The sequence below is a fragment of the Neoroseomonas oryzicola genome (assembly GCF_012163135.1).
Lineage (GTDB): Bacteria > Pseudomonadota > Alphaproteobacteria > Acetobacterales > Acetobacteraceae > Neoroseomonas > Neoroseomonas oryzicola.
On record NZ_JAAVUP010000001.1, the window covers coordinates 1,094,987 to 1,110,278 of the forward strand.

Below are 15,292 nucleotides of genomic sequence, written 5' to 3' on the forward strand. Positions count from 1 at the left end.
GGGGCGACGCGGGTTGTCTGGCCGATGGCCGGGCACTATGGTCCGGCGCGTTTTAGGCAAGGCGGTCCGGCCGCGCAAACGCGTGCCCGGCGGCCATGAGGGTTCGAGGCGAGATGCATAGTCTTGAAGGCAACAAGATCATCGCCGCGGTGCTGACCGCGGGCGTCACGCTCGGCTTGTCCGGGGTGGTGGCGAGCCTGCTGGTGCACCCGAGGATGCCGCACGAAGCCCACATCGCGATCGCCGGCGCCGAGCCGGCCGCCGCGCCCGCCGCCCCGGCCGCCCCCGCGCTCGAGCCGATCACGCCACTGCTTGCCAGCGCCAACGCGCAGAACGGGCAGGCGCTGGCGCAGCGCCAGTGCGCCTCCTGCCACTCCTTCAACGAGGGCGGCCGCGCCGGCGTGGGGCCGAACCTCTACGGCATCGTCGGCGCCAAGCACGCCCATGTCGACGGCTTCAACTACTCCCCGGCGATCCGCGGCATGCACGACAAGCCGTGGACCTACGAGGAACTCAACGCCTGGATCGCGAACCCGCGCGGCTACGCCCCGGGCAACCGCATGTCCTTCGGCGGCATCTCCAGCGCCCAGCAGCGCGCCGACCTGATCGCCTACCTGCGGTCCATCTCGCCGAACGCGCCCGCGCCCTGATCCCGGACGCCTACATCGCGGCGGCCGAGGCGGCCGCCGACGCGGCGGGGGCGGTCATCCGCCCCCTCTTCCGTTCGGCCCTGCTCGTCGAGGCGAAGGGCGACGCGAGCCCCGTCACGCGCGCCGACAAGGAGGCCGAGGAGGCCATCCGCGCCCTGATCGCCGCACGCTTCCCCGACCACGGCGTGATCGGGGAGGAGCACGGCGCCGACCGCCCGGACGCCGAATGGGTCTGGGTGGTGGACCCCATCGACGGCACCCGCGCCTTCGTCACCGGCCGGCCGCTGTTCGGCAGCCTCGTGGGGCTGCTGCACCGGGGCAAGCCGGTGCTCGGCATCATCGACCAGCCGGTCACCGGCGAACGCTGGCTTGGCGTCGCCGGCCGACCGACGACCTTCCGCGCGCCCCTGGGCGGGGCCGCCGCCTGCCGCCCCTGCGCTACGGTGGGCGAAGCCGAGCTCTCCTGCACCAGCCCCGACATGTTTCTCCCCGGCGACCGGGTGGGGTTCGAACGGCTGCGCGGCGCCGCCCGCCGCGTGACCTGGGGCGGGGACTGCTACGCCTATGGCCTGCTGGCGCTCGGCCTGGTCGACATCGTCGCCGAGGCGACGATGAAGATCTGGGACTGGACGGCCCTGGTGCCGATCGTGGAAGGCGCCGGCGGGCGGGTGACGGGCTGGGACGGCGAGCCGCTCGCCCCGGGTGCCGAGGGCCGCGTCCTCGCCGTGGGCGATCCCGCCCTGCTGCCCGAGGCCGTGTCGCTTCTGACAGGCGCGTAATCGCCTCGACCGTTGTCCTGCAACGGTCGAGCCCCCATCCTGCCCGACATGCTCCGTCGCGACCTCCTGGCGCTTGGCGCCTGCGCCGCCCTTCCCGCCCTGCCGCGTGCCGCGCGGGCTGTCGTCCCGGCCGGGGGCGACAAGCCCGGGGAGGTGGTGCGCACCCACGCCCTGTCCCTGCTGGCCCCGCCCGCCCTGCCGGCGGACTTCCCGCATTGGCCCTGGGCCAATCCGGCCGCGCCCAAGGGCGGCGAGGTGGTGCTCGCACGGCTCGGCGCCTTCGACAGCTTCAACCCCTACATCCTGCGCGGCACGCCCGATGTCGGCATCGGGCTGATCTACGACACGCTGATGGCCGGCAACCCGGACGAGGCGACGGCCGAATACGGCCATGTCGCCGAGACGGTCGAACTGCCCGCCGACCGCAAGGGCGTCACCTTCGAGCTGCGCGAATCCGCCCGCTGGCACGACGGCAAGCCGATGACGGCCGATGACGTCGTCTTCTCCTTCAACGCGCTGCGCACCCATGGCCGCCCCTTCTTTCGCGCCTACTGGGCCGACGTCGCGGAGGTGGTCGCCGAATCCCCCCGCCGCGTCACCTTCCGCTTCCGCAGCAACGACAACCGGGAACTCGCCCAGATCCTGGGCGACGTGCCGGTGCTGCCGAAGCACTGGTGGGAAGGGCGCGACTTCACGCGCCCCTCGCTCGACGTGCCGCTCGGCTCCGGCCCCTACAGGCTGGAACGGTTCGAGCCCAACCGCAGCGTCGTCTACCGCCGCGTCGAGGACTACTGGGCGCGCGACCTCGGCGTGCGGCGCGGCCTGAACAACTTCGACACCATCCGCTACGAGTATTTCCGCGACACCACCGTCGCCTTCGAGGCCTTCAAGGCCGGCCAGATCGACTTCCGCACCGAGAACGTCGCCCGCGACTGGGCGACCGGCTACGACTTCCCTGCCGCGCGGCGGAACCTCGTGAAGCGGGAGGAGATCCCGCACGAGATCCCGACCGGGATGCAGTGCTTCGCGGTGAACCTGCGCCGTCCGCTCTTCCAGGATCCGCGCGTGCGTCGCGCGCTGATCGAGGTCTTTGACTTCGAGTGGATGAACACGAACCTGTTCTACGGCGCCTACACCCGCACCTCCTCCTACTTCTCGAACTCCGACTTCGCCGCGCGCGGCCTGCCGGAAGGGCGCGAGAAGGCGATCCTGGAAGGCTTCCGCGGCCGCATCCCGGACAGCGTCTTCACCGAGGAATACAGGCTCCCGGTCACCGACGGGTCGGGCAACAACCGCGACGGCGCGCGCCGCGCCCTCGCGCTGCTGCGTGAAGCCGGCTGGACCGTGCGCGACCGCCGCCTGGTGAACGCGCAAGGGCGCCCCTTCGAATTCGAGATCCTGCTCCAGGGCGCGACCTTCGAACGCGTCGCCCTGCCCTACGTCCAGTGGCTCGAGAGGCTCGGCATCACCGCGCGCGTGCGGACCGTCGATCCCGCGCAGTACCAGGTCCGCATCGACGCCTTCGACTACGACATGACCGTCGATTCGATGGGCCAGGGCTTCTCCCCCGGCAACGAGCAGCGCGACTACTGGACCTCCGCCAAGGCGCGCGAGAACGGCAGCCAGAACGTCGCGGGTATCGCCGACCCCGCGATCGACGAGATCGTGGAACTCGTGATCAACGCGCCCGACTACCAGGAACTGGTCGCGCGCACCCGCGCGCTTGACCGCGTGCTGCTGCACCACAACTTCGTCGTCCCGCATTGGCACAGCCGCACCTTCCGCATCGCCTTCTGGGACAAGTTCGGCCGGCCCGAGCGCAACCCGCGCTACGGCCTCGGCTTCCCGCAGGCCTGGTGGATCGACCCGGCGCGCGAACGCGCCCTCACCGAAGCCCGGCGCGGCTGACCGCGCCATGGGCGCCTACCTGATCCGCCGGCTGCTGCTGGTGGTGCCGACGCTGCTCGGCATCATCATCATCAACTTCATCGTCGTGCAGTTCGCCCCGGGCGGGCCTGTCGAGCAGATGCTCGCGGAACTGCGCGGCGACGCGCAGTCGACGCTCGGCCGCATCACCGGCGAAGGCGGCGGGGAGGTCCGCACGCCCAACGCCGCCGAACAGCGCGGCCAGGCCGGCGGCGGGTCCGGCAACGGTCCGGTCGGCACCTATCGCGGCGCCCGCGGCCTCGACCCCGCCATCGTCGCCGAGATCGAGCGCAGCTTCGGCTTCGACAAGCCCGCCTCGACCCGCTTCTACGAGATGATGTCGGGCTACCTGCGCTTCGACTTCGGCCGGTCCCTGTTCCGCGACAGGCCCGTCGTTGACCTGATCGTCGAGAAGATGCCGGTCTCCATCAGCCTCGGCCTGTGGTCGACGCTGATCATCTACCTGGTGTCGATCCCCTTGGGCATCCGCAAGGCGGTGCAGGACGGGTCCCGCTTCGACGTCGCGACCTCGGGCGTCGTGCTCGTCGGCTACGCCATCCCGGGCTTCCTCTTCGCCATCCTGCTCGTCGTGCTCTTCGCCGGCGGGTCCTTCCTGCAATGGTTCCCGCTGCGCGGGCTCGCCTCCCCCGGCGCGGCCGACATGCCGTTCTTCCAACGCGCGATGGACTACGCCTGGCACATGGTCCTGCCGACCATCACCCTGGTGATCGGCGGCTTCGCCGGGCTGACCATGCTCACGAAGAACGCCTTCCTCGACGAGATCGGCAAGCAATACACGGTCACCGCCCGCGCCAAGGGCAACACCGAACAGCGCATCCTCTACGGGCACATCTTCCGCAACGCGATGCTGCTGATCATCGCGGGCTTCCCCGCGGCCTTCATCGGCATCCTCTTCACCGGCGCCCTGCTGACGGAAATCATCTTCTCCCTCGACGGGCTCGGCCTGCTCGGCTTCGAAAGTGCCATCCGCCGCGACTACCCGGTGATGTTCGCGACCCTCTACATCTTCACGCTGCTCGGCCTCGTCATGCAGATCGTGGGCGACTTCACCTACACCCTCGTCGACCCCCGCATCGACTTCGAGGCGCGGCGGTGACGGGGCGGGCGGTCGTGGCGCTGCGCGCGCCGCAGGGGGGCGCTGCCCTCCCGCACCCACCCGCCAAAGGCCTAAAGGCCCTTGGAACCCAATACTTGGCCGGTTGGAGGGAGGGGCACCGCGCGCGCTCCGCGTCCGGCGGTCGCTCCGTGCCCCTCCCTCCAACCGGCCAATTGACGGTGTCCAGAGGCCTTTCGGCCTCTGGCGGGGGGTGCAGGGGGGCGGCGCCCCCCTGCGGCGGCGGAGCAGCGCCATGACGCTCTCCCCCCTCACCCGCCGGCGCCTTGCGAACTTCCGGGCGAACCGGCGAGGGTATGTCTCGCTGGTGATCTTCGGCTTCCTGTTCTTCGTGACCTTGTTCGCGGAGTTCATCGCGAATGATCGTCCCCTGGTCGCGAAGGTGGACGGGCGCTGGTTCGTCCCCGTTCTGGCGGATTATGCCGAGAGCGACATCGTCGAGGACGGCCTGCCCACCGGCGTCGACTGGCACGACCGCGGCTTTCGCGAGGAATTCGAGGCGAAGGGCGGTTGGATGGTCTGGCCGCTGGTCCCCTATTCCTACCGGACGGTGGTGCGGGATCTCGGGCAGCCGGCGCCCTCGCCGCCATCGGCGAAGAACTGGCTCGGCACCGACGACCAGGCGCGGGACGTGCTGGCGCGGGTGATCTACGGCTTCCGCATCTCGGTGCTGTTCGGCTTCACACTGACGATCGTGAGTTCCGTCGTCGGCATCGCGGCCGGCGCGGTGCAGGGCTTCTATGGCGGGCTGACGGATTTGCTGTTCCAGCGTTTCATCGAGATCTGGTCGGGCATGCCGCAGCTCTACCTGCTGATCATCCTCGCCTCCGTGATCGAGCCCTCCTTCTGGGTCCTGCTGATCTTCCTGCTGCTGTTCTCCTGGATGGGCCTGACAGGCGTGGTGCGGGCGGAGTTCCTGCGCGGGCGCAACTTCGACTACGTGCGCGCGGCGAAGGCGCTGGGCGTGTCGGATCCCGTGGTGATGTTCCGCCACATTCTGCCGAACGCGATGGTGGCGACGCTGACTTTCCTGCCCTTCATCCTGTCGGGGTCGGTGACGGTGCTGGCGAGCCTCGACTTCCTGGGCTTCGGCCTGCCGCCGGGTTCTCCGTCGCTGGGCGAGCTGGTGAACCAGGGCAAGAACAACCTGACCGCGCCCTGGCTCGCGATGACCGGCTTCGTGGTCTTGGGGGGCATGCTGACGCTGCTGATCTTCGTGGGCGAGGCGGTGCGCGATGCCTTCGATCCCCGCAAGCTGCCGGGGGGCGGGCGCTGATGACGCTGCTGACGGTCGAGAACCTCTCCGTCGCCTTTCGCGGCAAGCGTGTGGTCGAAGGCGTCTCCTTCGCGGTCGAGAAGGGCGAGACGGTCGCGCTGGTCGGTGAGTCCGGCTCGGGCAAGTCGGTCACGGCGTTGTCCTGCCTGCGGCTGCTGCCGACGGCCGGGGCGAACCCGGCGGGCCGCATCATGCTGGACGGCACCGACGTGCTGTCGGCGCCGGATGCGGAACTGCGCCGGCTCCGCGGCGGCGTCGCGGGGATGGTCTTCCAGGAACCGATGACCTCGCTCAACCCGCTTCACAGCGTCGAGCGCCAGGTCGGCGAGGCCATCACCCTGCACCAGCCGCTGGCCGGCGCGGCGTTGCGTGCCCGGGTGATCGAACTGCTCCGCCGCGCCGGCTTCCCGAAGGCCGAGGACCGCCTCGGCGCCTATCCGCACCAATTGTCCGGCGGGCAGCGCCAGCGCGTGATGATCGCCGCGGCGCTCGCCAACGACCCGAAGCTGCTGATCGCCGACGAGCCGACCACTGCGCTCGACGTCACCATCCAGGCGCAGATCCTCGAACTGCTGGAACGGCTGAAGCGCGAACTCGGCATGGCGATGCTGCTCATCACCCACGACCTCAACATCGTGAAGAAGCACGCGGACCGCGTGGTGGTGATGAAGGACGGCCACGCCGTCGAACAGGGCAAGGTCGCCGAGGTCTTCGCCAACCCGCGGCACGACTACACGCGCATGCTGCTCGCGACCGAACCGCGCGGCGCCCCGGCGCCGGTCGCGGATGCCGCGCCCGGGATCATGCACGGCGACGCCATGAAGGTCCGCTTCCCCATCCGCCGCGGCCTGCTCCGCCGCGTGGTGGCGGAGGTGCGCGCGGTCGATGGCGTGACCGTCGGCGTGCGGGAAGGAGAGACGGTCGGGCTGGTGGGCGAATCCGGCTCCGGCAAGACGACCCTGGGCCTGGCGCTGCTAAGGCTCGAGGAGAGCCAGGGCGCCATCCGCTTCGAGGGCCGCGACATCCAGGGCCTGGCGCGGGCCGAGCTTCGCCCGCTGCGCCGGCGCATGCAGATCGTCTTCCAGGACCCCTTCGGCGCCCTCTCCCCGCGCATGAGCGTGGGCGAGATCGTCGGCGAGGGCCTGGCCGTCCACGAACCGGGCCTGACGCGCCAGCAGCGGGCCCAGGCGGTCGCGACGGCGCTCGAGGAAGTCGGCCTGCAGCCCGGGATGGCTGAGCGCTACCCGCACGAATTCTCCGGCGGCCAGCGTCAGCGCATCGCCATCGCCCGCGCCCTGGTGCTCAAGCCCCGCTTCCTGGTGCTGGACGAACCCACCTCGGCGCTCGACGTGAGCGTCCAGGCCCAGGTGGTCGACCTGCTGCGCGGGCTGCAGGAGAAGCACCGGCTCGCCTACCTCTTCATCTCCCACGACCTGCGCGTGGTCCGCGCCATGGCGCACCGGATCATCGTCCTGAAGGACGGCAAGGTGGTCGAGGAAGGTGCCGCGGCCGATGTTGTCGCCGCGCCGCGGGAAGCCTACACCCGGGCCCTAATGGCCGCGGCCTTCGACCTGCGGACCGAGACGGCACCGGGGCTGGGGACTTGAGCGAACTCGACACGCTGAAGGCGCTGATGGACGGCGGGACCGTGAAGCTCGGCGTGAGCATCCGGCAGATGAACTCGCCGGGATCCCCGGTCTACCGGTCATGGGAGAACATCTGGCCCCCGGCCGTGGTGCTCGTCGGCTCCTTTCTCGCGCTCAAGGTCGGCGGGCCGCTGCTGGCGGAGATGGGCATCGCGCAGGGCGGGTCCTGGCTGGGCCTCGCCGTGCTCGGCGCCGGCTGCTGGTGGTGGCTGGCGAAGATGATGCCGAAGGTGAAGGACGGCGTTTTCGAACGGACCGCCGCCTTCGGCCTGCAATCCCCGGCGCATTTCGACGCGCTGTGGGCGAAGGGCGTGCTCAGCCTCTACGCGAAGATGCCCGACGGCACGGAACGCGCGGCGACGCGGCGCGATTCCTGGCGCGATTTCGCCACGGCGATCGACAACGAATTGAAGGGTCACTCCTGATGGCGGTCCTGCTCTCGACCAAGGCGCACACGATGCAGGACTGGAAGGCGGCGCTGCTGGCCGTCGACCCGTCGCTCGAGATCCGGCTTTTCCCCGAGGCCGGTGCCCCCGAGGACATCGAGGCGGCCGTGGTCTGGACCGCGCACGACATGATGGAGCTGCGCCGCTACCCCAACCTCAGGGTCATCGTGTCGATGGGCGCGGGTGTGGATCACCTGTTCCGCCCGCCGGGCCCGCCGCCGGGCGTGCCGGTGGCGCGGCTGGTGGACACGCGCCTCACCCAGGGCATGACCGAATGGGTGCTGCTGAACGTGTTGCGCTTCCACCGGCAGGACCCGGAATACCGCGACCAGCAGGCGCGCAAGGTGTGGTTCGAGCTGCCGGCGCCCGAGACCTCGGCGCGGCGCATCGGCATCCTCGGCCTCGGCGAGCTCGGCTCCGACGCGGCGCGCGCGCTGCGGGCGCTCGGCTTCCCGGTGATGGGCTGGTCGCGCCGGCCGAAGCAGGTCGACGGCGTCGAGACCTTCCACGGCGCGGACGGCCTGGTGGCCATGGCCGCGCAGGCCGACATGCTGGTTTGCCTGCTGCCGCTGACGCCAGAGACGCGCGGCGTGATCGACGCGAAGCTGCTCGGCGCGATGAAGCCGGGCGGCTTCCTGATCAACGCCGCGCGCGGCGGGCACCAGGTCGCGGCCGACGTGCTGGCCGCGCTCGACTCCGGCCATCTCGCCGGCGCCGCGCTCGATGTCTTCGAACCCGAGCCCCTGCCCGCGGACAGCCCCTTCTGGTCGCACCCGAAGGTGATCCTGACGCCCCATGCGGCGTCCATCACCATCCCCTCGAGCGCGGCGCCGCAGGTGGTGGAGAACATCCATCGCGCCCGGGACGGCCGGCCGCTGATCAACCTGGTGGATTTCTCAGCCGGCTACTGAGACCAGCCGCACGAAGGTTGCACCCTCGTGCCCACAAGCGCCGGCGCTTCGCTTGGCTCGTCGGATAAGGGGCGGGCGCCGGCCGAAACGTCGTGCCGTCGGCAATGAGGCCCGGACATGCCAACGGCGCGAAGGGAGTTCCCCTCGCGCCGTTCGCATCGTCAGGCGACCGGGTCGGCGCGTGGCCGCCCCGACCCGCGCGGATCAGACCGCGCGCAGCGCCGGCTCGCTGCTGGCCTGCGGCGGCAGCAGCTTCGCGTCCGCGGTGCCCTTCTGCGCCTCGATCATCACGTTGCGCAGGTCCTGCAGGAAGGTCGTGCCCTTCGGCGTGCGCTGCACGAGCACGCTGCGGCGATCCGCCGGATCGACCTTGCGGCGCGCGAGGTCGAGCTCGCCGAGGCGGTCCAGCGCGCGGGTGATCGCGGGCTTGGAGACGTTGAGGTCGGCGGCGAGGCCGCGGACCGTGTGCGGCCCCTCGCTGAGGTAGACGGTCAGCAGCACCGCGAGCTGGCGGGCCGAGAGGTCCGGCCCGTCGTCGCGGACGAGCGCCACGATCGTCTCGCGCAGGATGCCGATCTGCTGGTCGGGGTTGGTGGTGTTGGTCATCTGGGGTCTTCCCTTTGGTTGGAGGCTTTGGGGCGAGGGTCCTGCCGGGGCCCGTTTGGGGGGGAGGCCGGGGCGGTTACCGCTCGCGGTGCGTCACGCGTGGCCGGCTGGCCGTCGCGGGATCTCGGGGAGTGATGCGAAGAGAGCTCGTGCGCATTGGGCTTCTCCACCTTCGGGGCGGCCCGGTCGCGTCGCGTCGTTCCAGGCATAGAGGTCGAGATGCGCCCAGGGGACGCCACCCGGCACGAAGCGCCGGAGGAACAGCGCCGCGGTGATCGCGCCCGCCATCGGCTTGGTCGCCGAGTTCACGAGGTCGGCCATGCCGCTGTCGAGCCAGGCGTCGTAGCCGGCATGCAGCGGCAGCCGCCACATCGGCTCGCCCGTCGCCTGGCCGGATGCGAGCAGGCGCGCGGCGAAGGCGTCGTCGTTGCTGAACAGCGCCGGCAGGTCGGGCCCGAGCGCCGTGCGCGCCGCGCCGGTCAGCGTCGCGCAGTCGACGATGGCGTCCGGGTTCTGCTCGGCCGCGTAGGTCAGCAGGTCGGCGAGCACGAGCCGCCCCTCGGCGTCGGTGTTCGTCACCTCGACCTTGAGGCCCTTGCGCGTGCGCAGGACGTCCATCGGCCGCATGGCAGTGCCGGAGACGGCGTTCTCGACCGCACCGACCAGGACCAGCAGCCGCACGGGCAGCGCGCGGCGCATGGCCATCTCGGCCACCGCCAGCACCACCGCGGCCCCGCCCATGTCCTTCTTCATGCGGAGCATGGACGAGGGCGGCTTGAGGTCGAGCCCGCCGGTGTCGAAGCACACGCCCTTGCCGCAGAGCGCGATCAGCGGCCCGTCCTCCGTGCCGGTCCAGCGCAGCACGGCGGCGCGCGGCGCCCGGGGGCTGCCCTGCCCGACCGCGGCGACGGCCGGAAAGCCGTGCTCGAGCGCCTCGCCCTCGATGACCTCGCAGGTCGCACCGTGGCGGGCGGCGAGCGCGGCGGTCGCGGCGGCGAGCTCGGCCGGGCCAAGATCGGCCGCCGGGGCGTTGATCAGGTCGCGTGCGGCGCAGATGGCCTCGGCCATCATGACGCCATCGGCGGCATTGGACGGGATCTCGAGCAGCGCGGGCGCGGGGCCGCCCGCCTTGTGCCGCCGGGCGCGATAGGCGCCGAGCGCCCAGCCGAGGGCTGCCAGCGAATCGTCCTGCGGTCCGGGCATCAGCCGCCAGGCCGACCCAGCCGGCAGGGCGCGGGAGGCACCGCCGAAGGCCCAGGGGCCGGTCTCGGCGCCGAGGCCGATCGCCGCGCCGGCGAGGCCATCCGGCCCCGGCAGCAGCGCGACCTCGCCGGGGCGGGCCGTGAAGCCGGTCGCGCGCAGGAAAGCCGCCGCCCCGCCCGCCTGCCCGTCGAGGAAGGCCGCAAGGCCTTCCGAACGGACCGCGTGCAGCGGCAATGCTCCCGTCGCGCTGGCCACAAGGCCCTCCAGCATCGAATGCTCCCGAACAGCCGCGATCGTCGCGGGGAAAATTCATGAACTTCTTATGTTTTATATTGCGCCCGTTCCGTCCGTGAATCCAAGGCATCCATTACGCAAGAGCGATATGCATGCGTCGCAACGCAAAGAATGGATTTCCGGCTGGAATCCTGCGCTCGATCAACGACGCAGGCGCAACGTTCCGCTTGGGAGGCCTTCGACCAATCCGCGGGCGAGGGCTTCCGACACGCAGGCATAGCCGCGGTCATTGTGGTGCAGCCCGTCCGAGACCAGCAGGCTGTCCGGCGCCACGCCCTTCGCCGCGAGGGCATCCATCAGCGCGCCGCGCCGGAACAGCGCGACGCCGGGCTGGGTCGCCGCCGCCTCGGCCAGGATGGCGTCATAGACGCCGTGGCCGGGACGCGCGGCGATGCGCGGGGCGCGCTGGTTGTCCATCAGCACGACATCGACCCGGGCCTGGCGGAACCGGGCGAGGCCTTCCAGGAGCAGCCGACGGAAGGTCTGCGGGTCCAGCCCGCGCAGGGCCGCATTGGCGCCGAGCTGCCAGATCACCAGGTCCGGCGACTCCGAGAGCACGTCGCGGTCGATGCGCCCGATCATCTGGACCGCATCCTCCCCGCCCGCGCCGCGGTTCATCACGGTGACGGCATGGCCCGGCAGGGCCTCGCGGAGCAGCGACTGCAGGCGGGCGGGATAGGCGCGCCAGGGCAGGCTGGCCCCGGCACCGGCGGTCGAGGAGGAGCCGAAGGCGACCACCTTCACCTCCCCGCCCCGCGCCACAGCGGCGGCGAAGCTCGAGGCCCGCAGGGCGGGCTGCGGCAGGACCGGGCAGGACTCCGCCGAGGCGGCGCGCGACGCGCGCGGCAGCGCGGCGGCAAGGCCCAGGGCCAGCAGGACGCGCCGCCCGGTCACGCGCTCAGCGCCTTGAGCACGCGGGCCAGCCCGGCCTCCCAGGGCGGCAGGGCGACGCCGAAGGTCTCGCGCAGCCGGGTCGTGTCGAGCCGGCCATCGGCGGGCCGCACCGCCTTGGTGGGGTAGTCGGCGGTCGCGATCGCCTGCACGCGCGGGCGCGGGCCGCCGGCGGTGGCGAAGATCGCCTCGGCGAAGCCGTGCCATGTGGTGAAGCCGCCGGCCACCGCGTGGAACACCCCGCGATACCCGGGCTGCCAGCCCGTAGCCCGGATGCGCGCGAGCACGGCGGCGATGGCATCCGCGAGGTCGGGTGCGGCCGTCGGGCTGCCCTGCTGGTCCGAGACGACGCGCAGTTCCGGCCGCTCCGCGCCCACGCGCAGCATGGTGCGCAGGAAGTTGTTGCCGACCGGCGAGAAGACCCAGGCGGTGCGCAGCACGACCGTGCGGTCATTGCCCGCCAGCGCCGCCCATTCCCCCGCGAGCTTGGTCCGCCCGTAGGCGCCGAGCGGGTTCGGCGCGTCCTCCTCGACATAGGGCGCGCCCTTGCGCCCGTCGAAGACGTAGTCGGTCGAGACCTGCACCAGCGGAATGCCGCGCGCCGCGCAGTGCCGGGCCACCAGATCGGGGCCGAGCGCATTGGCGCGGAAGGCCGCGGGCTCGTTGTCCTCGGCGGCGTCGACCGCGGTCCAGGCGGCGCAGTTCACCACCGCCTCGGGCCGGGCGGCGGCGAAGGCGGCGGCGACGGTCTCGGGCCGGTTGAATTCGAAGTCGGGCTGGCCCACCAGGATCGCCTCGAAGCCCTGCGCGGGCAGCGCCGATTCGAGCCCGGTCGCCAGTTGCCCGCCGCGGCCGGTCACCAGGATGCGCCGCATCACCAGGACCCCGCGGGAAAGGGCGGGTCGATCTCGGCGAGGCGCGGGGCGCCGCGGTCCTTCTCCGACAGGATGGGATCGGTGAGCGGCCAGTCGATGCCGAGCGCGGGATCGTTCCACAGGATCCCGGCATCCGCCTCGCGGTCGTAATAGGCGTCGACCTTGTAGAGAACCTCGGTATCCGGCTCGAGCGTCGCGAAGCCATGCGCGAAGCCGCGCGGCACCCAGAGCTGGCGCCAGTTCGCGGCGGAGAGCTCGATCACCTCACTCTCGCCGTAGGTGGGCGAGCCCTGCCGCAGGTCGACCACCACGTCCAGGATCGCCCCGCGCACGACGCGCACGAGCTTGCCCTGCGCCGAGGGCGGCCGCTGGAAATGCAGCCCGCGAACGACGCCGACCTCGCGCGAGAGGGAATGGTTGTCCTGCACGAAGTCGGCGGTGATGCCGTGCGCGGCCAGGGCGCGCCGCGACCAGACCTCGCTGAAGAAGCCGCGCGCATCCCCGTGGCGCGCGGGCTCGACCAGCAGCAGCCCGGGCAGGCGGAGCGGTTCGACCTTCACGCCAGCCTGCCGGCCGCGAGGTCGCGCAGATACGCCCCATAGGCCGTCTTGCCGAGCGCATTGGCCTGGCGGGTCAGCGCCGCCGCGTCGATGAAGCCCATGCGGAAGGCGATCTCCTCCGGGCAGCCGACCTGCAGGCCCTGGCGTTCCTGCACCGTCTGCACGAAGAGCGCCGCCTGCAGCAGCGAGGCCGGCGTGCCGGCGTCGAGCCAGGCGCAGCCGCGCCCGAGCTGTTCCGCATAGAGCGCGCCGAGTTCGAGATAGACCTTGTTGAGGTCGGTGATCTCGAGCTCCCCGCGCGCTGAAGGCTTGAGGTCGCGCGCCAGCTGCGTCACCCGCGCATCGTAGAAATACAGCCCGATCACCGCCCAGTCCGATTTGGGCTGCGACGGCTTCTCCTCGATCGAGAGAACGCGGCCCGAGGCGTCGAACTCCGCCACGCCGTAGCGCTCGGGGTCGGCGACGCGGTAGCCGAACACGGTCGCCTCGCCTGCCAGGGCGCGCGCCGCCGCGGCCTTGAGGCTGTCGACCAGCCCATGGCCGTAGATGATGTTGTCGCCGAGCGCGAGCGCGCAGGGCTCGCCGCCGATCCACTCGGCGCCGATGTGGAAGGCCTGGGCGATGCCCTCGGGCTTCGCCTGCTCGGCATAGGTGATGGTCACGCCGAACTGGCTGCCGTCGCCGAGCAGGCGGCGGAACTGCGGCAGGTCCGCCGGCGTCGAGATCAGCAGGATGTCCCGCACGCCCGCGAGCATCAGCGTCCCCAGCGGGTAGTAAACCATCGGCTTGTCGTAGACCGGCAGCAGCTGCTTCGACGCGGCAAGCGTCATCGGATGCAGCCGCGTGCCCGACCCGCCCGCGAGCAGGATCCCCTTCATGCCTTCACTCCGCCCAGCCGCTGGCCGGCATATCGCTTCTCCCGGATCGGGCGCCACCAGGCCTCGTTGTCGAGATACCAGGCGATGGTCTCCGCCAGGCCGCTCTCGAAGTCGCGCCGCGCGGTCCAGCCGAGGGCGCGTTCCGCCCCCGAGGGGTCCATCGCGTAGCGGAAATCATGGCCCGGCCGGTCCTTCACATAGGTGATGAGCCGTTCGCGCGGGCCAGCCGGATCGGGCCGAAGCCGGTCAAGCGTCGCGCAGATCGCGCGCACCACCTCGAGGTTGGTCCGCTCCTGCCGCGGGCCGAGGCAATAGGTCGCCCCCGGCTGGCCGCGGAACAGCGCGAGGCAGAGCGCCTCGGCATGGTCCTCGACATGGATCCAGTCGCGGATGTTCGAGCCGTCGCCATAGACCGGCAGGGTGCGGCCCTCGAGCGCGTTGAGCGTGACCAGCGGGATCAGCTTCTCGGGGAACTGCCAGGGCCCGTAGTTGTTCGTCGTGTTCGAGACGAAGGAGGGCAGCCCGTAGGTGTGCTGCCAGGCGCGCACCAGGTGGTCGGAGGCGGCCTTCGACGCCGAATAGGGGCTGCGCGGGTCGTAGCGCGTGTGCTCGTCGAAGGGCGGGTCGTCGCGGCTTTCGAGCGAGCCGAACACCTCGTCGGTCGAGACATGGTGGAATCGGAAGGCGGCCTTCGCCTCGCCGTCGAGCGCGGCCCAGTGTTCGCGCGCCGCCTCGAGCAGCACTTGGGTGCCGACGACGTTGGTGCGGATGAATTCCGCCGGCCCGTCGATCGAACGGTCGACATGCGATTCGGCGGCGAGGTGCATGACGCGCGAGGGCTTCCAGGTCGCGAAGACCTCCCGCACCGCGGCGACGTCGCAGATGTCGGCCTGGATGTGGACGTGGCGGCGGTCGTTGCGCAGCGTGCCGAGGGCTTCCGGGCTCGCCGCATAGGTCATGCGGTCGAGGTTCACCACGACCTCGTCCGTCGTCGCCAGCAGCCGGCGCAGGACGGCAGATCCGATGAAGCCGTAGCCGCCGGTGATCAGGAGGGGCATGTCGCGGGAAGTCCCTGACAGAACATTCTGCCGCCTGCATGCCGCACAATTGCGAAAGGACCAAGGCAGTTCCCGACGCCTCGGCGGCGCGGACGGGGACAACCTGCCGATGCAGGAATGCCGCGGCGCCACGCGCCTTCCGGGCATCGTTCCGACCG

Annotated in this window: 15 protein-coding genes; 8 read left to right on the top strand and 7 right to left on the bottom strand. The window is 71.3% G+C overall.

Going from position 1 to position 15,292, the window contains the following annotated elements:
• Positions 1-113 precede the first annotated feature (113 nt).
• The 8 genes from GWK15_RS05385 to GWK15_RS05420 all read left to right on the top strand — a co-directional run bounded on the left by GWK15_RS05385 (position 114) and on the right by GWK15_RS05420 (position 8,769).
• Positions 114-650 (top strand): c-type cytochrome, encoded by a 537-nt coding sequence (locus GWK15_RS05385; RefSeq protein WP_168039794.1) that lies wholly within the window; start codon positions 114-116, stop codon positions 648-650.
• Positions 647-1,429, top strand: coding sequence for an inositol monophosphatase family protein (locus GWK15_RS05390; RefSeq protein WP_168040278.1), 783 nt, complete (start codon positions 647-649; stop codon positions 1,427-1,429). The genes GWK15_RS05385 and GWK15_RS05390 overlap by 4 nt, the downstream gene beginning before the upstream one ends.
• A gap of 48 nt (positions 1,430-1,477) precedes the next feature.
• Positions 1,478-3,337, top strand: a complete 1,860-nt coding sequence (locus GWK15_RS05395) for an extracellular solute-binding protein (protein WP_168039796.1) — start codon at positions 1,478-1,480, stop codon at positions 3,335-3,337.
• A gap of 7 nt (positions 3,338-3,344) precedes the next feature.
• Positions 3,345-4,472, top strand: a complete 1,128-nt coding sequence (locus GWK15_RS05400; protein WP_168039798.1) for a microcin C ABC transporter permease YejB — start codon at positions 3,345-3,347, stop codon at positions 4,470-4,472.
• Positions 4,473-4,725: 253 nt separating this feature from the next.
• Complete coding sequence (locus GWK15_RS05405; protein ID WP_168039800.1) at positions 4,726-5,766, top strand: ABC transporter permease; 1,041 nt, start codon at positions 4,726-4,728, stop codon at positions 5,764-5,766.
• On the top strand, positions 5,766-7,373 hold the full coding sequence (locus tag GWK15_RS05410; RefSeq protein WP_168039802.1) for an ABC transporter ATP-binding protein: 1,608 nt from the start codon (positions 5,766-5,768) through the stop codon (positions 7,371-7,373). Before GWK15_RS05405 ends, GWK15_RS05410 begins: the two co-directional genes overlap by 1 nt.
• Entirely contained in the window at positions 7,370-7,837 is a 468-nt protein-coding gene (locus GWK15_RS05415) for a hypothetical protein (protein ID WP_168039804.1), read from the top strand. Before GWK15_RS05410 ends, GWK15_RS05415 begins: the two co-directional genes overlap by 4 nt.
• Positions 7,837-8,769 (top strand): 2-hydroxyacid dehydrogenase, encoded by a 933-nt coding sequence (locus GWK15_RS05420; RefSeq protein WP_168039806.1) that lies wholly within the window; start codon positions 7,837-7,839, stop codon positions 8,767-8,769. The genes GWK15_RS05415 and GWK15_RS05420 overlap by 1 nt, the downstream gene beginning before the upstream one ends.
• 204 nt (positions 8,770-8,973) lie before the next feature.
• Here the strand turns inward: GWK15_RS05420 and GWK15_RS05425 are convergent, their stop codons facing one another.
• The 7 genes from GWK15_RS05425 to rfbB form a co-directional block, all read right to left on the bottom strand.
• Positions 8,974-9,375 carry a MarR family transcriptional regulator gene (locus GWK15_RS05425; RefSeq protein ID WP_168039808.1) on the bottom strand — a complete coding sequence of 134 codons (402 nt, stop codon included), beginning with the start codon at positions 9,373-9,375 and terminating at the stop codon, positions 8,974-8,976.
• Positions 9,376-9,468: 93 nt separating this feature from the next.
• A complete protein-coding gene (locus tag GWK15_RS05430; RefSeq protein WP_168039810.1) occupies positions 9,469-10,848 on the bottom strand; it encodes a leucyl aminopeptidase family protein in 1,380 nt (459 codons plus the stop codon).
• 165 nt (positions 10,849-11,013) lie between these two features.
• A complete protein-coding gene (locus GWK15_RS05435) occupies positions 11,014-11,766 on the bottom strand; it encodes a GDSL-type esterase/lipase family protein (protein ID WP_168039812.1) in 753 nt (250 codons plus the stop codon).
• Complete coding sequence (gene rfbD / locus GWK15_RS05440; RefSeq protein ID WP_168040280.1) at positions 11,763-12,644, bottom strand: dTDP-4-dehydrorhamnose reductase; 882 nt, start codon at positions 12,642-12,644, stop codon at positions 11,763-11,765. The genes GWK15_RS05435 and rfbD overlap by 4 nt, the downstream gene beginning before the upstream one ends.
• Positions 12,638-13,198, bottom strand: a complete 561-nt coding sequence (gene rfbC, locus GWK15_RS05445; protein ID WP_168039814.1) for a dTDP-4-dehydrorhamnose 3,5-epimerase — start codon at positions 13,196-13,198, stop codon at positions 12,638-12,640. Before rfbC ends, rfbD begins: the two co-directional genes overlap by 7 nt.
• Positions 13,195-14,076 (bottom strand): glucose-1-phosphate thymidylyltransferase RfbA, encoded by an 882-nt coding sequence (gene rfbA / locus GWK15_RS05450; protein WP_168039816.1) that lies wholly within the window; start codon positions 14,074-14,076, stop codon positions 13,195-13,197. Before rfbA ends, rfbC begins: the two co-directional genes overlap by 4 nt.
• Positions 14,073-15,134: a dTDP-glucose 4,6-dehydratase gene (rfbB, locus tag GWK15_RS05455; RefSeq protein ID WP_168039818.1), complete on the bottom strand. Its 1,062-nt coding sequence runs from the start codon at positions 15,132-15,134 to the stop codon at positions 14,073-14,075. Before rfbB ends, rfbA begins: the two co-directional genes overlap by 4 nt.
• Positions 15,135-15,292: the final 158 nt, after the last annotated feature.